General features: G+C 66.8%; 14 protein-coding genes and 4 tRNA genes. 8 read left to right on the forward strand and 10 right to left on the reverse strand.

Annotation, left to right across the window (positions count from 1 at the left end; translation table 11 throughout):
- Nucleotides 1–63: 63 nt before the first annotated feature.
- The 3 genes from ACFQQJ_RS08330 to ACFQQJ_RS08340 are packed head-to-tail and all read left to right on the forward strand — an operon-like array spanning nt 64 to nt 4,627.
- Nucleotides 64–1,590, forward strand: a complete 1,527-nt coding sequence (locus tag ACFQQJ_RS08330; protein WP_377105617.1) for an ABC transporter permease — start codon at nt 64–66, stop codon at nt 1,588–1,590.
- Nucleotides 1,587–2,840: an ABC transporter permease gene (locus ACFQQJ_RS08335; protein WP_377105619.1), complete on the forward strand. Its 1,254-nt coding sequence runs from the start codon at nt 1,587–1,589 to the stop codon at nt 2,838–2,840. Before ACFQQJ_RS08330 ends, ACFQQJ_RS08335 begins: the two co-directional genes overlap by 4 nt.
- Nucleotides 2,837–4,627 carry an ABC transporter ATP-binding protein gene (locus ACFQQJ_RS08340; RefSeq protein ID WP_377105621.1) on the forward strand — a complete coding sequence of 597 codons (1,791 nt, stop codon included), beginning with the start codon at nt 2,837–2,839 and terminating at the stop codon, nt 4,625–4,627. The genes ACFQQJ_RS08335 and ACFQQJ_RS08340 overlap by 4 nt, the downstream gene beginning before the upstream one ends.
- Before the next feature lie 623 nt (nt 4,628–5,250).
- Here ACFQQJ_RS08340 and ACFQQJ_RS08345 read toward each other — a convergent pair.
- Together ACFQQJ_RS08345 and ACFQQJ_RS08350 are read right to left on the reverse strand one after the other, a co-directional pair.
- A tRNA-Phe gene (locus tag ACFQQJ_RS08345) sits at nt 5,251–5,324 on the reverse strand.
- Nucleotides 5,325–5,348: 24 nt separating this feature from the next.
- Nucleotides 5,349–5,422, reverse strand: a tRNA-Asp gene (locus tag ACFQQJ_RS08350).
- Between the two features lie 120 nt (nt 5,423–5,542).
- Here ACFQQJ_RS08350 and ACFQQJ_RS08355 point away from each other — a divergent pair.
- Entirely contained in the window at nt 5,543–6,970 is a 1,428-nt protein-coding gene (locus ACFQQJ_RS08355; protein ID WP_377105623.1) for a glycosyltransferase, read from the forward strand.
- A 3-nt stretch (nt 6,971–6,973) separates the two neighbouring features.
- Here the strand turns inward: ACFQQJ_RS08355 and ACFQQJ_RS08360 are convergent.
- Both ACFQQJ_RS08360 and ACFQQJ_RS08365 read right to left on the reverse strand, forming a co-directional pair.
- A tRNA-Glu gene (locus ACFQQJ_RS08360) sits at nt 6,974–7,049 on the reverse strand.
- 126 nt (nt 7,050–7,175) lie between these two features.
- Nucleotides 7,176–8,495: an SH3 domain-containing protein gene (locus ACFQQJ_RS08365; RefSeq protein ID WP_377105625.1), complete on the reverse strand. Its 1,320-nt coding sequence runs from the start codon at nt 8,493–8,495 to the stop codon at nt 7,176–7,178.
- Between the two features lie 224 nt (nt 8,496–8,719).
- On the opposite strand from ACFQQJ_RS08365, the gene ACFQQJ_RS08370 reads away from it, so the two are divergent.
- The gene (locus tag ACFQQJ_RS08370) at nt 8,720–9,073 is read left to right on the forward strand and encodes a metallopeptidase family protein (protein WP_377105627.1); all 354 of its coding nucleotides are present in this window, start codon (nt 8,720–8,722) and stop codon (nt 9,071–9,073) included.
- A 34-nt stretch (nt 9,074–9,107) separates the two neighbouring features.
- Here the strand turns inward: ACFQQJ_RS08370 and ACFQQJ_RS08375 are convergent, their stop codons facing one another.
- A complete protein-coding gene (locus ACFQQJ_RS08375) occupies nt 9,108–9,812 on the reverse strand; it encodes a hypothetical protein (RefSeq protein ID WP_377105629.1) in 705 nt (234 codons plus the stop codon).
- Nucleotides 9,813–9,870: 58 nt separating this feature from the next.
- Between ACFQQJ_RS08375 and ACFQQJ_RS08380 the strand changes: the two genes are divergently transcribed.
- The 3 genes from ACFQQJ_RS08380 to ACFQQJ_RS08390 all read left to right on the forward strand — a co-directional run bounded on the left by ACFQQJ_RS08380 (nt 9,871) and on the right by ACFQQJ_RS08390 (nt 15,208).
- Nucleotides 9,871–9,946: transfer RNA gene (locus ACFQQJ_RS08380), tRNA-Lys, on the forward strand.
- Nucleotides 9,947–10,062: 116 nt separating this feature from the next.
- The gene (locus ACFQQJ_RS08385; RefSeq protein ID WP_377105631.1) at nt 10,063–11,229 is read left to right on the forward strand and encodes a tyrosine-type recombinase/integrase; all 1,167 of its coding nucleotides are present in this window, start codon (nt 10,063–10,065) and stop codon (nt 11,227–11,229) included.
- A 412-nt stretch (nt 11,230–11,641) separates the two neighbouring features.
- The gene (locus ACFQQJ_RS08390; protein WP_377105633.1) at nt 11,642–15,208 is read left to right on the forward strand and encodes a hypothetical protein; all 3,567 of its coding nucleotides are present in this window, start codon (nt 11,642–11,644) and stop codon (nt 15,206–15,208) included.
- Nucleotides 15,209–15,483: 275 nt separating this feature from the next.
- On the opposite strand, the gene ACFQQJ_RS08395 is transcribed toward ACFQQJ_RS08390, so the two are convergent.
- The 5 genes from ACFQQJ_RS08395 to ACFQQJ_RS08415 form a co-directional block, all read right to left on the reverse strand.
- Nucleotides 15,484–16,416 carry a DUF4238 domain-containing protein gene (locus tag ACFQQJ_RS08395; RefSeq protein ID WP_377105634.1) on the reverse strand — a complete coding sequence of 311 codons (933 nt, stop codon included), beginning with the start codon at nt 16,414–16,416 and terminating at the stop codon, nt 15,484–15,486.
- A 504-nt stretch (nt 16,417–16,920) separates the two neighbouring features.
- Complete coding sequence (locus ACFQQJ_RS08400) at nt 16,921–17,244, reverse strand: DUF86 domain-containing protein (RefSeq protein WP_377105636.1); 324 nt, start codon at nt 17,242–17,244, stop codon at nt 16,921–16,923.
- The gene (locus ACFQQJ_RS08405; RefSeq protein WP_377105637.1) at nt 17,241–17,711 is read right to left on the reverse strand and encodes a nucleotidyltransferase domain-containing protein; all 471 of its coding nucleotides are present in this window, start codon (nt 17,709–17,711) and stop codon (nt 17,241–17,243) included. Before ACFQQJ_RS08405 ends, ACFQQJ_RS08400 begins: the two co-directional genes overlap by 4 nt.
- Before the next feature lie 36 nt (nt 17,712–17,747).
- Entirely contained in the window at nt 17,748–18,539 is a 792-nt protein-coding gene (locus ACFQQJ_RS08410) for a metallophosphoesterase (RefSeq protein ID WP_377105639.1), read from the reverse strand.
- A 33-nt stretch (nt 18,540–18,572) separates the two neighbouring features.
- Nucleotides 18,573–18,806, reverse strand: a complete 234-nt coding sequence (locus ACFQQJ_RS08415) for a helix-turn-helix domain-containing protein (RefSeq protein WP_377105640.1) — start codon at nt 18,804–18,806, stop codon at nt 18,573–18,575.
- Nucleotides 18,807–18,815 lie beyond the last annotated feature (9 nt).

Below are 18,815 nucleotides of genomic sequence, written 5' to 3' on the forward strand. Positions count from 1 at the left end.
GGGCGTCAGGTCATATCCTGACGCCCCAGCAGTACGTTGCTGGTCGACATCGTTAGGCACTGAATGCTCCGTTTCCTGTTGCGCAGGTTCTTCCTCGCGCTCGGCACCTTGCTGGTGCTGTCGGTCCTGGTCTATTTCATGGTCGACCTCGCGCTCGACCCGCTGGCTGACCTGCGACAGAGCACCTCCCCGAACAAGGCCGACCTGGTCGCGCGGCGCGTGGCGCTGCTGAAGCTCGACGAACCGTGGTGGGTCCGCTACTTCGACTGGCTCGGCGGCTTCGTCCGCGGCGACCTGGGCATGGCCTGGCGGACGCAGCAGACGGTGGCCAGCCAGCTCCAGGGCGCGGTCACGACCTCGATCTCGCTCGTCCTGAGCGCGACCGTCCTGGCGCTGATGCTGGGCATCATGATCGGCATCGTCAGCGCGCTGCGGCAGTACACCGGCTTCGACTACTCGATCACCCTTGTCTCCTTCGTGCTCTACTCGCTGCCCGTCTTCTGGGTGGCGGTGCTGCTGAAGCAGTTCATGGCGATCGGCATGAACGACTTCCTCGACAACCCCACGTTGAACGTGCCGGTGACGGCCGTCATCTCCGCGGTGTTCGGGTTGTTCTGGGCGGGCGCCCTCGGCGGCAGCCCCCGACGCAAGATCCTCGTCTTCGCCGCCGCGACCCTGATCACGGGCGGCACCTGGGCCTTCATCGTCTTCAGCGGCTGGCTGGACGCGCCGCGCCTGGGCTTCTTCGGCGTCGGCATCATCGGCTTCGCCTTCGCCGTCATCATCACGATGGCCTTCGCCGGCCTCAACAACAAGCGCGCGCTCTACTCGGCGCTGACCACGGCCGCGGTCGGCCTGGGCGTGTACTACGGGCTCCAGTGGCTGTGGTTCTACGTGCCCGCCGACTTCTGGCAGATCGTGCTGCTGCTGGTCTCGGCCATCGCGGTGGCCATGCTCATCGGCTGGCTGTGGGGCGGGCCCGACCGCGGCGTCTCGATGCGCGGTGCCGTCATCGTCGCCCTGATCATGTCCGTGATGACGTTCATCGACCGCGTGCTCCAGGTCTACCCGGAGTACTACCACTCCTCGGTGATCCGCGGACGCCCGATCGCGACGATCGGCGCGCAGACCCCGAACCTCAACGCCGACTTCTGGATGGCCAACCTCGACCGCTTCACCCACCTGCTGCTGCCCACGGTGGCGCTGGTGCTGATCTCCTTCGCCGGCTACACCCGCTACCAGCGGGGCTCGATGCTGGAGGTGCTCTCCCAGGAGTACATCCGCACCGCACGGGCCAAGGGCCTGTCGGAGCGGGTGGTGATCGTGCGGCACGCGCTGCGCAACGCGCTGATGCCGCTCGCGTCCATCATCCCGGTCGACCTGGTGGCGGTGATCGGCGGCGCGGTGATCACCGAGACGATCTTCGGCTGGTCCGGCATGGGCAAGTTGTTCATCGACTCGATGCAGAACTCAGAGATCGACCCGGTCATGGCCTACGTCATGATCACCGGCGCGTTGGCCATGACGGCCAACCTGCTCGCCGACCTCCTGTACGCCGTCCTCGACCCACGGATCCGGGTGAACGCATGAACACCAACGACGATCGTCCCTTCGAGGACAGCATCCGCCCCGACGACCTGCCGGGGGAGGGCACCGTCCCGCCCGAGGACGTGCGCAAGGACGAGGCCGTTCCGGGCGTCCTGCCCGGCACGCTGCCGGTGGAGCCGGGCGAGCCGGTCCTGGGCGACGAGAGCGGACGCGGCGAGGGCGTCGGCGAGGCCAAGGAGGTCGAAGGCCTCTCGCAGGGCCAGATCGTGTGGCGTCGCTTCGTGCGCCACAAGGGCGCCATGGCGGGCCTGGGCGTGCTGCTGGCGATCGCCCTGTTCTCGTTCTCCGCGATGGGCATCGGCCCGATCCGCGGCTGGTGGCAGTACAGCGACAACGCGCTGGCGACCCACCCGATGATCAACAACGGCGCGCCGACGATCACCCTGCCCACGTGGCTCGGTGGCACCGCGGCGACGCTGAGCTTCGGCGACCACCCCTTCGGCCAGGACAACATCGGCACCGACAACTTCGCCGCCGTGATGAAGGGCGTCCAGACCTCTCTGCTGGTGATGCTGGTGCTCGGCCTGACCGCGCTGATCGTCGGTGTGGTGGTCGGTGCGCTGTCCGGCTACTACCGCGGCAAGCTCGACACCGGCCTGATGCGGGTGACCGACCTCGTGATCACCCTCCCGGTGATCGTGCTCGGCGCCGTGCTCGGCAAGCTGCTGTCTGCGGCCCCGGACAAGTTCGGCTGGTCGGTCGAGACCCGGATCGCGGTGGACGCGGCCATGCCGCTGCTCCTGGGCATCCTGCTCGGCATGGTGCTGTGGCCCTCGCTGGCCCGCCTGGTGCGCGCGGAGTTCCTCGGCCTGCGCGAGCGCGAGTTCGTGGACTCCGCCCGCGTCGCGGGGGCGTCCGACTGGCGCATCATCACCAAGCACATCCTGCCCAACGCCGTCGGCGTGATCATCGTGAACACGACGCTGCTGATGAGCTCCGCGGTGGTGCTGGAGACCGCCCTGAGCTTCCTCGGCTTCGGCATCAGCGCACCGAACGTGTCGCTGGGCAACCTGATCTCGATCAACCAGGGCGCCTTCCAGACCCGTCCCTGGCTGTTCTGGTGGCCCGGCCTGTTCATCATCCTGATCGCGCTGAGCGTGAACTTCATCGGTGACGGCCTCCGGGACGCCTTCGACCCGCGCACCAAGCGCATCCCGTCCAAGCGGGAGATGGACAAGGCGCTGGCGAGGATCCAGTCCGAGAGCGCGACCGCGGAGGTGGGGGCCCGATGAGCAAGCAGGTGGAGACCGGCCTGGACGGAGCCGTCCGGCTGTCGCGCCGGATCGGCGACGGCACCATCAAGCGGGGCGACACGATCCTCGAGGTGCGTGACCTCGGCGTGAAGTTCTGGGTGAACGGCGAGTGGTTCGACGCCGCCGACCACATCGACTACGACCTGAAGGCCGGCGAGGTGCTGGCGATCGTGGGCGAGTCCGGCTCGGGCAAGACCCAGTCGTCGATGAGCCTGATCGGCCTGCTGCCGTCCAACGGACGGGCGACCGGCTCGGCCAAGCTGAAGGGCACCGAGTTGATCGGGCTGTCCGGGACGCGGCTGCGGGAGGTGCGCGGCAACGAGATCGCGGTGATCTTCCAGGAGCCGATGACCGCGCTGAACCCGGTGTACACGGTCGGCTTCCAGATCGCCGAGACGCTGCGGACGCACTTCGTGATGGCCCCGGCCCAGGCCCGGGCGCGCGCGCTGGAGCTGATGCGGCTGGTGGAGATCCCCGACCCCGAGGGCAGCTTCGACAAGTTCCCGCACCAGCTCTCCGGCGGCCAGCGGCAGCGCATCATGATCGCCCAGTCGCTGGCCTGTGACCCGAAGCTGCTGATCGCCGACGAGCCGACCACGGCGCTCGACGTGACCGTGCAGGCCGAGATCCTGAAGCTGATGCGCGAGCTGCGCGAGCGGGTGGACGCGGCGATCATCCTGATCACCCACGACATGGGCGTGGTGGCCGACATGGCCGACCGCATCGTGGTGATGAAGGACGGCCGGGTCGTCGAGCACGGCACGTCCGACGAGATCTTCAACCGTCCGCAGCACCCCTACACGCAGTCGCTGCTGGCCGCGGTGCCGCACCTGGGCTCGCTGACCGAGGGCACGCGCATCGACGTGCGCGAGTCGCTCGTGGCCGACGGCACGAACCCGTTGCCGATGGCTGCGGGCGACCCGGCGGTGACGCCGGCGCTGTTCATGGAGGACGTCTGCATCGACTACCCGAAGCAGGGACGCCGTCCGGTGTTCCGGGCCGCGCACAACATCAACCTGCGCGTCGACCCGGGCGAGGTCGTCGGCCTGGTGGGGGAGTCCGGTTCGGGCAAGACCACCATCGGACGCGCGGCGGTGGCGCTGCTGCCGGTGGCAGAGGGACGGCTGCACGTGGCGGGGCGCGACATCACCCACGCCAGCAACGCCGACCTGTACCCGTTCCGGCGTGACGTCGGGATCGTGTTCCAGGACCCGGGTTCCTCGCTGAACCCGCGCCTGCCGGTGGGGGAGTCGATCGGTGAGCCGCTGTACCTGCACGAGAAGCTGCGTGGTGCGGAGCTGTCGAAGCGGGTGGAGGCGCTGCTCGACAGCGTCGAGCTGCCGCGGGCGATGCGGAACCGCTACCCGCACGAGCTGTCCGGTGGCCAGCGCCAGCGCATCGGCATCGCGCGCTCGCTGGCCCTGGAGCCGAAGCTGCTGATCGCGGACGAGCCGACCTCTGCCCTCGACGTGTCGGTGCAGGCCCGGGTGCTCCAGCTGTTCGCCGACCTGCAGGAGCGCTACGGCTTCGCCTGCCTGTTCATCAGCCACGACCTGGCGGTCGTGGAGATGCTGTCGAGCCGCATCGCGGTGATGAAGGACGGCAAGCTGGTGGAGTTCGGGCCGACCGCGGAGATCGTGAACTCCCCGCAGCACCCGTACACCCAGCGGCTGCTGTCCGCGGTCCCGGTGCCCGACCCGGCCGAGCAGAAGAAGCGCCGCGAGCTCCGCGACGCCATCATCGAGAAGGAGCACCTCGTCTCCTGAGGCCCTCCCTCGCGCCCTTCCCGCAAAGTGGACTCAAACCGCCGTCAACGGCGGTATGAGTCCACTTTGCGCTTTGGCGCGGGGCCGCCGCACTCTCATGGTGGTGTCGCACGATGCTCGTGTGCCGCACCCTGTGCCTTGAATGCCGCACCTCGCCGTTCGGATGCTGCACTCCCGTGCTGTGCAGGCCGCACCGCGAGGTTCGTGTGCCGCACCCCGTGCATTGCACGGCGCGCCCGACGCTTCGTGTGATGCATCCCGTGCTCTAGATGCCGCACCCCCACGCTTCGCGTGCCCTCACGCTTCGCGTGCCCCCGACGCTTCGCGTGCCCCACGCCCCGATGCCCAGCGCGCCGCACCCCCAATGCCTCGCAAAGTGGACCGAAACCCTCGACATCGGCGGTTTGGGTCCACTTTGCCGGGGGAAGGCGAGCGGAGGGCGTGGGGAAGGCGAGGCGGAGGCGTCGGGAGGCGAGCCGGAGGCGTGGGGGAGACGAGGGCAAGGCGAAGAAGGCGGCGCGCGGCGAGGGAGGCGAGCGGGCCCGACTGGGAGCGGAATATGAAGCGAAAGGCGGCTCCAGAAATGCAGAAACGCGATGAAATCGGAGATTCCATCGCGTGCGTGGCCAGGGCCGGGATCGAACCGGCGACCTTTCACTTTTCAGGCGAACGCTACTACCATCTGAGCTACCTGGCCGTCGAAGCAAATAGCTCGCTTCAGCGACCCCGACGGGACTCGAACCCGCGACCTCCGCCGTGACAGGGCGGCGCGCTAACCAACTGCGCTACGGGGCCTTGGTAGGCCTCACCAGCCCTTACCGGGCCAGCCCGGAAACTATAACGTACGCGCTCGCCCGGGCGAAAATCGGGCCCGGCGGGCGTCCCGCGGGAGCGTCCTCCCCTAGTCTGTGCCGCATGGGTCGACGCGTGCTGATCCTCGCCGCCGGGGTGGGATCCGGCCACAACCAGGCTGCCAGTGCTGTGGAGGCCGCCGTGCTGGCGCGTGAGCCCGACGCGGACGTGCACCGCCTCGACATCCTCGAGACCACCAACGAGGTGTTCAACCGCCTCTACGACGACGCCTACTTCCAGCTCGTGTCGCAGGCGCCGTGGCTGGTCGGCTGGGGCTACGACAACGCCGACCCGCCGTTCAAGCTGGCCGCGTCCCCGCTCCAGTGGCTGGAGCAGCTGAACACGCTGTCGTTCGTCCGCGAGCTGCGCGACGACGACCCGGATGTGGTGATCTGCACCCACTTCCTGCCGGCGCGGCTCACGTCGCTGCTGATCGCCCGCAAGCAGCTGCGGGCCTCGCTGACCGTGGTCACCACCGACTACGACTTCCAGGGGCTGTGGCTGACCGCCCCGTTCCACCACTTCTTCGCCGCCCGCGAGGAGAGCCGGGAGTACCTGACGAGCATCGGCATCCCGGCCGACCGGGTGAGCGCGTCCGGCATCCCGGTGCGCGCCGGGCTGTCCGGCCCGGTGGACGAGGCCGCCGTGCGGGCGTCCTTCGGGTTGCGTCCGGACGTGCCGGTGGTGCTGATCTCGGCCGGCGCCGCCGGCGGCGCCTACACCGTGCAGGTGGTGCGCCAGGCGCTGCGCATCCGGCGTCCGTTCCAGGCGGTGATCGTCTGCGGGCGCAACACCGAGCTGAAGGCCGAGATGGAGCAGGTGGTGGCCGGACGCGAGGAGGACTTCGTCGTGCTCGGCTTCACCGACCGGATGGCCGACCTGATGCGGGTCGCGAGCCTGTTCGTGGGCAAGCCGGGCGGGCTGTCGGCCTCGGAGTGCATGGCCGCGGGCCTGCCGATGGTGATCGTGAACCCGATCCCCGGGCAGGAGGTGCGCAACGCCGACTACCTGCTCGAGGAGGGCGCGGCCGTCCGCTGCAACTACGCCACGACGGTGGGCTACAAGATCGAGTCGCTGCTGGCCGATCCGGACCGGCTCGCCCGGATGGCCGAGGCGGCCCGCCGGGTCGGACGTCCGGCCGCGGGCGCGGACGTGGCACGCACGTCGCTGTCGATGGAGGGCGAACCTCTGTGGATCAGCAGGGACGCCCAGCGCGCCATGCTGGCCAACGTGGAGGAGGGACTGGCGGCAGCGGACCAGCAGGGGGAACGCCGCCTGCGGACCCTCTGTGAGGCCTCCACGGGCCGTTCGCTGGCCCTGGTGACCCAGTCCCAGCTGGAGGTGCTCTCGCCGCTGCCGTGGGCCACGAGCGTCGAGGTGGCCCGTCCGATGATGAACGCGCTGCGCTGGCAGCCGGAGAACCTCGACCTGGCGTCCACGGGACGCTGGTTGCTGGGGGAGCGTGAGACGCGGACGCTGACGATCCGCTGACAGTGGTATCCCCAACGGGATTCGAACCCGCGCTGCTGCCTTGAAAGGGCAGTGTCCTAGGCCGCTAGACGATGGGGACCTGAGGCGTCACTATACGGCGCGCGCCGGTGGCGTCCCAAACCAGGCCGGTCCGGCCCCGGACGGCCGAACGGTCCCCGTCGGTGGCTGACGGGGACCGCTCGGTCCGGGGGGATTGGGGGCAGGTCTAGCTGGGCTCGAAGGACACGTGGACGTGGTCGTAGTGGTTCTGGGTGTCGCCGCCGCGGTCGGCCATCTTGACCCAGTAGCCGCGGGTGAGGGTGTAGTTGCGCTGGCGCCAGATGACGTAGGTGACGTGCAGGCGCTTGCCGTTGTCGATGAAGTATTGCGCGAGCGCGTCGCCGAGGGCCTTGTTGGTCTTGTAGGAGGGGATCATGTTGTCGATCGCGCGGCCGTTGGGGTGGTCGGAGGAGTACGCGCTGGAGGAGCGCCACCCGTAGATGGTCTTGATCGCCGGGAACTTGGCGCGCACCTCGAGGACGGCGGCCTTGGCGTACGGCTCGAGCTTGTTGAGGCTGGACGAGCCGAGGTCGACCGTCGGCGGGCTGGTGGCGAGGTCGGCGGTGGCCACCCAGTCGGTGCCGCCGTTCCAGATGATCTCGGTGAAGCCGTCCTTGGTGGTGCCGGTGATGCGCAGCGCCGTGCTCTGGGCGACGGTGGTGACCTTGGTGGCGTTGGACGCGGCGCCGGCGCGGATCACGACGCCCTCGGTGAGGGCGTAGCGGGCGCCCTTCGACAGGGGGAGCACGAGGTCGTCCGCGGTGCCGGCGACGGCCTTGAGGTAGCCGGTGATGACCCAGCCGACCTTGCCGGCGTACACGACCTGGCTGTAGCTGCCGGTGTGGGTGCCGGTGGTGCCGAGGGTGGAGCCGGTGGCGATCGTGCCCTGGTTGGTCGCGGCGACGGACGCGGTGGTGCGCAGGGCGAGCTTCGCCGTGGTGGTGTAGCGGGCGACGGTCTCTGGCGTGGTGTCGGTGGCGGTGGAGAGGAACTTCGAGTGGATCCAGGAGGTCTTGCCGCCGACGTTCACCTGGGTGAAGTCGCCGGAGGTGAGGCCGGTGACCTTGATCTCGGTGCCCTTGGTGAGGATGGTCCCGATCTCGGCGGTGAGGCTCGCGGACTGGCGCACGTTGACGTTCTTGGTGGCGGTCTTGCGTCCGGTCGGTCCGGTGATGGTGACGGCCGCGGGGTTGGTGTTCGGGTCGAGGTACTCGGCCCACGCGTAGGCGGTGGTGTTGTTGTACTTGATCGGCAGCCAGTCGCCGGAGACGGCGCCGGCGGCGATCACGCTGTCGCCGGCCTGGAGCTGGGTGAGGATGGTCTTGCTGGTGCTGGGGCCGCTGCGCACGTTGACGCTGGTGGAGGCGGTGTAGGTGGTCACGGCCGCCCGGGCGACGGGGGCGTCCACGAGGCTGAAGGCGAGCAGGGACGCAGTGAGCACGGCCCAGGAGAGGGCGGCGCGAGCGGTGGCCAGCGCGTGCGTCACGGTCTCAGGTTTCCTTCACATTCGGCGGTCATCGGCGTTCCGGTGAGGCAGGAGGGAGGGTCTTCCCCGTGACGTTCGTCACACCCGTCCCAGCTGCCCCAGTAGTTGTGGACTGTAATCAGCGAGGCCTGTCCGCGTCACCGTTTCAGGCGCAATTGCCCTAGTGGGAGCACGAAATGACAGTCGTGTGATTCGACTGCTCCGGGCCCGGCTAGGGTGGTGCCATGGCCCTGGTGGTGTCGCCGCAGCGGTTCGAGCAGCTCGTGGACGAGGCGCTCGAACAGATCCCCGACCAGCTGTTCGACCTGGTCGAGAACTGTGCGCTGATCGTGGAGGAGGAGCCGGACGCCGAGATGGGCGACGTGCTCGGCTACTACGACGGAACCCCCTTGTCAGACCGCACTTCGCAGTACTCGGGCGTGCTACCGGACCGCATCCTCATCTTCCGCGGGCCGCTGCTGCGACTGGTGTCGTCGGAGGCCGAACTGGTGGAGGAGATCCGGATCACGGTGTGGCACGAGATCGCCCACTTCTTCGGCATCGACGACGACGAACTGGACGACCTGGGCTACGCCTGAGGCGTCGGGCGAACCTGAGAAATCACCTAGAGCGCTACTTGAGAGATTCGTCGGCCTTCTCGGCGTTCAGCACCCACAGGCGCGCGCCGTCGCAGACCCAGGTGTCGCAGCTGCCCAGCGCCGCGTCGGGGAGGTAGCCGGCGCGCAGGTCCTCGCGCGGGACCAGCGCCGCGCCCACCAGCGAGCACAGCGTCCGGCGCTGGCTGTTGTCGGGGACGACCACGGCCACGCAGTCGAGCGTCTCCTGGGCCGAGTTGACGGCGAGGGTGGCGATGACGTCGAGCTCGAAGGACGGCGCGACGACGACCACCGCTCGGCCGGCGGAGGTGGCCCGCTCGAGGAGCCCGAGGAGTTCGCGGGTGGTGGTGACGGGGTCGTCCGCCACGAGCACCAGGGGGTGGTCGAGGACGCACAGGCCGCTGGCGGCGTCCGTGACGAAGACGGGGTCGGCGAACCCGAAGGGCAGGCTCGGTGAGCCGGCCATGCGCCGCTGGAGGTCGCTGCGTCCCTGTTCGGGGAGCGGGGTGGCGTTCGCGCGGGGGTTCCGGAGGGCGTCCGCCTGGCTCAGGTAGCGCGGGGACGGCGCGTCGTCGCGCAGGCCGGGGATGGGACGGTCGGGCGCCTGCGTGAGCGCGTCCTGGCGGCGCTTCGTGTCGGTGCGGTCGGCCAGCCAGCCGTAGACGACGACCGCGATGCCGAGCACCAGCACGAGCCCGATCCCGAGGTAGCCGACGTCCACCCGTCCAGTGTGCACGAGCCCTGCGCGGCTAGGTACGCTACGAGGGCGCTCCGGCGTGGGGCCTATAGCTCAATTGGCAGAGCAGCGGACTTTTAATCCGCGGGTTCTGGGTTCGATTCCCAGTGGGCCCACCAGCGAATTTCAGGCCTCTGACTAGGGCAAACGCGACCGACACGGAGACGCTCTGGTAAGCAGATGTAGATGCTCGTATGCTCTCTTAGTGCACGTAGAGTGCACGGATCTGGGCGATTTGGAGGCCTCGATGGTCGGCAGACGGGACTTCGGCACCATCCGCAGGCTGCCATCGGGCAGATATCAGGCTAGCTTCATCGGTCCGGACCTGGCACGGCACAACGCACCGGTGACCTTCGAGAACAAGGACCTGGCAGTCGTCTGGCTGTACAACGAGAAGAAGCGGATCGACCAGGCGACGATCGACGACGAGCGTTGGAGCTCGCCGGGCGAGCGTGCCGAGGAGGCGAGGCTCGCCGCTGCGCCCAAGGAGCTCTTCGGCGACTACGCGGCGCGGTGGATCGACGAGCGACGCAACTCGAAGGGGGAGCCGCTGCGGGCCCTGACGCAGAAGGACTACCGCCAGGTTCTCGGCGCCTACCTGATGCCGACGTTCGGCAAGAAGCCTGTTGACCGGATCACCCGTCCTGACGTGCGGGCCTGGCACGCCAGCCTCAACAAGGCGACTCCGAGAGCCCGTACCAAGGCCTACGCCCTCCTGCGCGCGATCATGAACAGCGCCGTCGACGACGAGCTGATCGCGGCCTCCCCGGTCCACATTCGTGGTGCTGGCGCGGCGGCGGTCAGGCGTCCCGTGGAGCCGGCAACCCCCGCCGAGATCCAGGTCATGGCCGACAACATGCCACCCCGGCTCAGCGCCGCGGTGATGATCGCCGCCTGGTGCGCCCTCCGCTACGGAGAGATCGCCGAGCTGCGCCGAAAGGACATCGACGTCGCCAACCACCAGATCAAGGTGCGCCGCGCGGTCACCTTCCCGCCCGGAGGAGCTGTCGTGGGGCCGCCGAAGTCCGACGCCGGCGTCCGCGACGTCTCGATTCCTCCGCATGTCTGGCCGATCATCGAGCAGCACCTCGAGACCTACGTCCGACCTGGACCCAACTCGCTGCTGTTCCCAGGCGAGGCGCGAGGCCACATGTGGCACTCGGTGATGGGCAGCCACTTCACCAAGGCCAGGGCTGCGGCTGGAAGGGACGACCTCAAGTGGCACGACCTTCGCCACACCGGAGCCACGCTAGCCGCCCAGGTCGGAGCGACGACGGCCGAGCTTCAAGCGCGACTCGGCCATTCGACCTCTGTAGCGGCGCAGCTGTACCAGCACGCCGCGAAGGATCGCGACCGCCAGATCGCCGAGCGACTCTCGCAGATGCTTGCCAGGCAGGATTGACGTCTCGCGCTCATGCCGAGGTCCGTGCGCCTCCGAGTAACCCCGTGGGCGCGAGGTCTGGCGAGGGAATGCAGACTCGGAAGACGCCAAGCACTATCACCGTGATCCGCCAGAATCTCGACGCCCGCGACGACAATCGTCATGTGAGAAGACGTGCCGACGTGCTGCGTAGAGCAGCCATGTCCTCCGTGGCTGGTGTCTAGTGCCGAGCTCTCCAACCGATCATCTGCTTGACCGTCTCCGAGACGTCGCCAGCCGTACGTTGAGTGCGGCCGGCCCGAGGTATGCGCCATCGCTGGACCCCGCAGCGCCTAATCTCGCGATTCTGCCCCTTGAGTGGGCTGGCCACGCACTGGCTCAGGGGACAGGCTTCGGCGAACGAGTCCGAGCTCTTGCCGCCATCGTGAGCGAAGTGTACGACCGGGACGACCGCGTCGCGGACTGGCTGTTCGCTCGCAGGGTCGTGAACGTCGTTACCGTTTCGGCCGATCTAGACGCCCTCGCGGCGGGGTCCGGCGCGTCTGCGCGGCGACGTACCATGCAGGAGCTCCGCAGACACCTCAGGGTGGTTCGTGCGCGGTTGAGTTCTGCGGATCATGAGATGCGCGCCAAGCTGCAGAGCATCGAGGCGTCGAAGTCAGATGGGCCGAACGACGAGCAGGAGAGGTCTCGAGTAGCCCAGCGGGAGCAAGTGCAGTCTCGGCTTGGCTCGATCCGACGTCTCGACGGCGCACTTGATGAGGTGTCGGAGTACGCGGAGGGCCCCGAGGGTGTCCTCGTTTGCCAGAGACAGGCCGCACTCTTGTTGGGTGAGTGGGGGACTGGCAAGACCCACTTCCTGTGTGATTTCGCTCTGCAGGCGATCAGCGACGGAACGCCGACGCTTGTGGTGCTTGCGAGCACACTTCGGACTGACATCTCACCTCTGGATGCCATCGCCGAGGCGACCGGAATCGCGGCCAACGGTGCCGCGCTTGTTGACGCGCTGGATGCCGGCGCCAAGGCTGCTGGCCGTCGAGCGCTCATCCTGATCGATGCGCTCAACGAGTCTGATCGCAGTACTTGGCGCCGCAACCTGCCTGGACTCCTGCGCGCAGTCGAGGCAACCGAGAACGTCGGGCTGATTGTCTCGTGTCGAACTCCCTTCGACTCAAGTGTCGTCGCTGGCTCCGCTCGGGCGCGGATGGCGGTCCTTCGTCACCCAGGATTCGAGGAGCAGGAGTTTGACGCGCAGCTGGAGTTCTTCAGGTATTACAACCTCCCGGCGCTCCACGTCCCGCTGTTGACGTCGGAGTTCTCTCGGCCACTGTTCCTTCGCCTTATGTGTGAGGGAATCAAGGATCTGGGGAAGCGAGCCCAGAAGAGCCACTTGAGGGATCTCGCCTCGGGGCAGAAGAGCATGACCTACGTCCTCGAGCGGTTCGTCAAGGAGGTTGGCTCAGAAGTCGAGAATGCTCACGGCATCCCCCCGCGATCATGCTGGCTCATCATGAAGGGCGATCCCCGCAACGGGCGCAGGGGTCTGGCTGGCGTCCTTGCAGCGGAGCGTCGAGAGTGGCTTACCGTCGACGAGGTGGTGTGCGAGATACGGGCGCTGACCGCCGTGAGTTTGGATGCGGCCGGCGCAATCATCAACTCGATGAAGGCTTCCGGGCTGCTCATCGAGCACGCGCGGTACCAGGATGGTGGCTACGTCGACGTGTTCATCCTGCCTTACCAGCGGTTCTCGGATCATCTTGTTGCGCGGCACCTCCTGGACTCGCACTTGGACACGTCGAGTTCGGCGAGTGTCCGCAGATGCTTCTTCAAGAATCGGCGGCTCGGAGCCGTTTTCATGCTCGACCGGTGGGGGCGACAGTTTGCCGAGCCGGGGATCGCTTCGGCCTTGATGGTTGAGTTCCCCGAACGCATCCGGCGGCTGGCTGAGCGGAAGGGTTTACCGACAGAGTTGCTCGCCTACCTGCCCAAGGATCGACGTCTTGTCAGCCCTGTGGTGGACGTGTTTCTGGAGGGGTTGTATTGGCGCCCGTCCTCCAGTTTCGGGCCAGAAACCGAGGACATGGTCGAGTTCTTGTTGAGGCGCCCCGAGCAGGAACTCAGGTCACGAACGTACGAGGTAGTCGTGGGACTCGCTCTGCGCGATGGCCATCCATTGGGTTCTGAGTGGTTGGTCGGCCGACTTGCGAGGATGTCGATGCCGGAGCGTGACGTCGAGTGGTCGGAGTTCGTCCGGACCGCCGAACCCGACTCGAACCTTCATCGGCTGCTCGCTTGGGCCGAGCGCGAGGAGCACGGAAAAGTGGAGCGGCAGGTTTCTGCTCAGGCGCTCAGAACTGCGGCACTGCTCCTGACCACAACTGATCGGCCCATTCGTGATCGAGCCACCCGGGCACTCGTTCTGATAGGTGAAGCACACCCCCAGCGTCTCTTTGATGAGGTTCTAGGTGTCCTTTCCATCGGAGATCCGTACGTCACTGAGCGCGTCGTGGCCGCATGCTACGGCGTGTGCATGCGGGTATGGGCGAGAGAGGCGAGTCGGTCGGCTTTCGGGGACGCCCTTGCGGGGCTAGGCCTGGTTCTTCTGGAACAGATCCTGCGCCCGGGTGCACCTCACTCAACCTGGCATGCGCTCACGCGCGGATACGCGATTGGAGTGCTTCAGATTCTGCGGAAGCTCCGCCCGAGAGCCCTCTCTGCGTCAGATCGGCGGTTGCTGGAACTTGCTCCAGGCCAGGCAGTCTCGCACTTCCGCCCGGTCTCACGGATTCGCAAGCGTGACACTGAGGACCCCGAGCATGCAATCCACATGGACTTCGGCAACTACACGATCGGTCGCCTCGTCGAGGACAGGGGTAACTACGACTTCGATCACAAGGAGTACGCGGGGGTTCGGAAGCAAATCGCCGACCGCATGCGTCAGCTCGGTTATTCTACGGATCGCTTCGGCGAACTCGACAGGATAATCGTCCGCTACTCGGAACACAGGCGCGATGGGTATCCCGTCGACCGCTACGGAAAGAAGTATTCGTGGATTGCGTTCTTTGAGATGTACGGCCTACGGCGGGCCGAGGGAAGATTCAAGAGCGAGTACTTCCACGAGCCAAGGTCCTCCGACAGCGACATCGACCCGTCCTTTCCGGAGGAGATTCCACGATGGAGCCCGCCGCACGTCGATGTGTTCGCGGCGTCGCCCCCGGATCTGCACGGATGGATCGCCAACGGGCAGAACCCCGACTACGCGAGTGTCGTTCGGTTGCCTGAGGTAGACGGTATCGCTGGCGATTGGGTGCTGCTCGACGCAATGATGCATGAAGGCTCGGGTGATGGGAGAGAGGCGCGAGGGTGGGTCAGGTCCGTGTTCGTCCCTCCTCGATCCATTGATCAACTGCGCAAGGAGGTTGAGTCAGGACGCGCGATCCTTGACCGTGGCTTCCCTGAGAGTGGAGCGGACTACTACACCTACCACGGCGAGGTTCCTTGGTCAGCGTTGTACGGCAGCGACGTTCGAACCGCTCATGGGCGGGCGAGACGGTTCAACGATCGCGCGTTCGACTACTTCGACGGGGGGTGGAAACGCGGGATTCCTGTTGAGAGCACATGCCGACGCTGGGCTTGGGAGGACCATCACAGCCAACTCAACCAGGTTGGCGGCGTGGTCTTCCCTGCGCCACCTCTTGCCGAGGCGTTGGGACTGCGCGTCGCGGCTGGCAACTCCGACATGCTGGACGAGAAGGGCAGGTTGGCCACGATCTTCCGTCGCGCTGACGGGCCTGGATACGGCTCCTACTTCCTATACATGCGATGGGACCTTGTCGAGCGATATGCCGCGGGTCGCAACCTCAAGCTCGTGCAGGCTGTCGCCGGGGAGCGCAACGTCAGCTACAAGTCCATGGAACGGGGACTTCCGGAGTCGCTTCGCGAGATCTTCCAGAAAGGCGCTCATCGCTTCAGCCACGTCGTAGGGCTGGAGCAGCCTTAGCTACTGTCAGCGGCCCTCCAGCTTGGGCCGGCCGTGGCTTCCCGAGTAACAACCAGTGTCCGGGGCAGCTTCTCCCTTGGCTCTCCGCACGGCTCGTGACGGCGAGGATGCCGGCTCTTCACGAGTCCTGACGCGAGGCGCTTCTTCCGAGCCGTGAACCAGAGAACGCACGCTTCTGCCGCTTCCGGTGCGGGCGGTCATGTGGGCCCCGGGACGGTGAGGCGGTTGAGGCACGCAAGCAGATTGAGCCGGAGGACCGCCGCGAGTTGGCCAGGCTAGTGGATGTTGATGCTGTCGAACTTAGCTGCCGGGTAACGGTCAAGGTTCCGTATGAGTCGCGAGGTCGCTTGCTCATCGTCGGGATGGCACAAGACCTCGCGCTCCGCGACTTGCATCAAGATGGCATTCACCCATTGAACCGAATTCTTGGTCTGAATCAGGATGTCAGGGAGCTTCCTCGCAGAGTAGAACGCGACCAAGCGGCGGCTGATCGGCACAACGATCATGTCCGCACCGCCGATCGCGCCCGCGCGCAGGAAGCCGAACAATCCCTCACGCCGTCTGCCGTGTACGACTGGGTTGTCGGAGAGGACGAAACCGGGCAGCTCGTCGGCACAACCCACCAACTGAACCCGCCACTTAGCGAGTAGTGGGCGAAACCCGCTGGCGGCGTGCTGGACCCCAGAGGTGAAGAAGTCCGGGCTGGACACAAACAGATTGCCGGCAGACGCGACGATCGCTTCGAGTTCACCTGGTTCCGGAGATCGTCCCCACTGTCGGGCGAAGGTCAGTATCAAGCGTTCGTCTTGGGCAAGCTTGGGCCACTCCTGCTCCAGCGTTCCACGCACTACCTTCTGGTGTGCCACCTTGAACGCTGAGTTCCTGGCCAGATGGACCGCGGCCAAATCATCCAGGGCGTCCTTCTGCTCCGGGCCGACCCGCTGGTTCAGCCGAATCTCACGTACGACCCTCAGAAACACCCGCTCGCGCTCGCCAAACTCCCGCTCCAAGGCGTCGTCCACAGTGCCGTCGGGGAAGATCGCCGAGATGAAGTCATCGATGCGCCAGTTAGCTCCGATCGAGCGCCTTGCGCAGACGGTCTGCCCGCTATGCACGTCCAAGACGCTCACCCAGGTGTTGTCCGCCGCGAAGTTGCGCTGGTATCCCCTTGAAACAAGATGCTGCCGCCGACGGGGCTTTTCGGGCACAGGATCACTCTCCCGGCGTGGGGGCTTGAAGCCGAGCAACGCACTTCCATCCCGCGACCACGAGAGGTGCTCTCCGCAAGCGCACTGCTGCCGCCTTACCAGGGCCCGTGCTCGATGCAGTCACAGCATCTTGCGACAACTATCAGCTCCCGACCAGAGGAGTCGACGGTCGCGATGCGTTCGCCATTCCCAAGACGCTGCCACAAGCCCTGTTCGGTGAGCCGGCCCCATCTCTCAAAGCCAGGGTCCTCGCCCTTGTGGGGACAACCCTCGAAGTGAGCCATGCCCCTGGGAGAGATCAGCAAGACGCCGTGACGCTCGCGCGTGAGCTGTTGATCGCGGAGTCCGTGAACGCAGGTCGACCGGTCAAGGTCACACAGTTCGCACCACACCACAACAGGCATACTGGCACGCGCACCACCCTTGCAGCCGGTGTTCCGGACACGACCGCTTCTGCCGCACCCGGCGCGGTCGTTGAAGCCGAGCGTGAATGCTCGACATCCGCTACGACGAACCGAGTCGGTCCTGGATGCGGTCGATGATCTTCGGGATGTCCTGCGCAAGTGTCTGGCGAACGATGGCGGTATCGACGAGTAGGTAGCCGTGGGCGATGCGGTTACGCATGCCCCACATGAGGGGCCAGTCGGCGCCGAACAGGCGATCGCGCATGTTCGGTTCGAGGGTAGCGAGGGCTTCGACGCCGGCAGACAGGCGCATGCAGATGGCATCGATCACGATTTGGTCGTCGAGGTCGTGTTCGGCGTAGGCCAGCACGATCTCGAAGTGGGCGAGGGCGTCGCGCAGGATCTCGTCGGGTTGCCGGCTCACAGCGCGACCGCCTCGCCCAAGGCGCGGTCGCGGAACTCCGGACGCAGGACGCTGTCGGGTACCAGGTCGACCTTCGTATCGAGCAGGTCGCTGAGTTGCTGCTCGAGCGCGCCGAGCTGCATCAGGCTGAGTGGGGCCCCCATGGTGAACAGCAGATCGATGTCGGAGTCGTCGTGGTCCTGACCTGTCGCCACCGACCCGAACACCCGGACGTTGCTGCCGCCGGCGTTGATGATGATCCGCCGGACCTCACCGGTGTGCTTGCGGAGGCGTCGGGCCAACGGAGAGGTGCCGTGGAAGTGCAGCAGCCGGGACACCTCGGGTTGACTGCGTCCGATCTCGGACGCGATCTGGGATTGGCTCATGCCGCTGGCCGCGGCTTGCCGGACGGCGCGGACGAGCTCAGCCCGTGCCTGAGCGACCGCATCATCGGTGCGGTGCGCAACTTCGGCGAGACTCGTCGACACGCGGACAGTATAGCAAGTGCTATGGCTGCCGCGGAGTCAATCGAGATCGATGATCGGGACGCCGTCGGTATCCACAAGCAGAGCCAGCTGCTTGAGTGGTTCGCCGTCCAACGCGAGCCCTTCGACCTGGACATCGCCGCGCGCTGTGGTGATCGATGAGGAGTAGCGGACGTGGTGATGCCCGTGGAACCAGCGAGTGGCTTCAACTCCATCGAGGACGCGGCGGACTCGCTCCTGATGTGCGTCCGCCCGGAGTTGCGCCGACACCGGCCACCAGCTGTTCCGTTCCCACGGGTCGAGGTGCTGCTGATAGCGCCGTCCGAGGAAGTCGGTGCCCATCGGGGCGTCGTGTGCCACGACGATGTCCGCAGGTCCGGCGGCGATGATCGCGGCCACCTGCCTCTCCGTGACCTCCTCCTCGGGGAACCAGTCGACGCCCTCCGCGCGCAGGTGCTTGTCCACCGATGGAGCGCCGCCGATCCCGAGCCAGCGGGTCGAGCCCCACGTCCAGCGGTGCCCGACCGGGATCTCGCGGGTGTGCTCAGTGATGATCCGCAGTCCGTCGTCCCCGATCGGTCGTTCGGCGAGAGAGGTCCAGTCCTCGTGGTTGCCGGGGATGAACCACAGGTCGAGCCCGAACGTGGACAACTTCGACTCAACCTCGTTCAGGTACCTCTGGCCGGCGGTTGCACGCGGCCAGAACCCGAAGTCGCCCAGCTGGAGGATCAGGTCTGCAGCGAGCGCTTGGGCGTGGTCGATCATCTGGTGTGCAGTCAGCGTGTTCATGTGCAGGTCGCCCACCAGCAGGATGCGCTGCGGATCGGCCACGGTTCCTCCCTGATCGAGCTGAGCCGGGCAACGCTACTCGCGACCGCCGACAACTCCCAGCGAGCGCATCGACTGAACGGGACGGAACAGGCGCTCGAGATCCAGCGAGTTCACCCGGATGATCCGCTTCCCAGAGCGGACGGCGGGCAGGGCGCCGTCGATGATGCGGTGGCGGATGTAGTCGCGCGACACGTGGTAGCGCGCGGCGGCCTCGGCGATCGTCAGGAACTCGGAAGGCCGGTCGGCCGGTCTGGGCTGTGCGGTCATGGTGGTACT

Source organism: Propionicimonas sp. T2.31MG-18 (assembly GCF_964266745.1).
In the GTDB taxonomy this organism is placed as follows: domain Bacteria; phylum Actinomycetota; class Actinomycetes; order Propionibacteriales; family Propionibacteriaceae; genus Propionicimonas.

What these genes read in the sequence shown, in the direction of transcription:
- ACFQQJ_RS08415 (WP_377105640.1), bottom strand. Translation starts at nt 18,806, where the DNA reads ATGACCGCACAGCCCAGACCGGCCGACCGGCCTTCCGAGTTCCTGACG.
- ACFQQJ_RS08330 (WP_377105617.1), top strand. Translation starts at nt 64, where the DNA reads ATGCTCCGTTTCCTGTTGCGCAGGTTCTTCCTCGCGCTCGGCACCTTG.
- ACFQQJ_RS08340 (WP_377105621.1), top strand. Translation starts at nt 2,837, where the DNA reads ATGAGCAAGCAGGTGGAGACCGGCCTGGACGGAGCCGTCCGGCTGTCG.
- ACFQQJ_RS08355 (WP_377105623.1), top strand. Translation starts at nt 5,543, where the DNA reads ATGGGTCGACGCGTGCTGATCCTCGCCGCCGGGGTGGGATCCGGCCAC.
- ACFQQJ_RS08335 (WP_377105619.1), top strand. Translation starts at nt 1,587, where the DNA reads ATGAACACCAACGACGATCGTCCCTTCGAGGACAGCATCCGCCCCGAC.
- ACFQQJ_RS08370 (WP_377105627.1), top strand. Translation starts at nt 8,720, where the DNA reads ATGGCCCTGGTGGTGTCGCCGCAGCGGTTCGAGCAGCTCGTGGACGAG.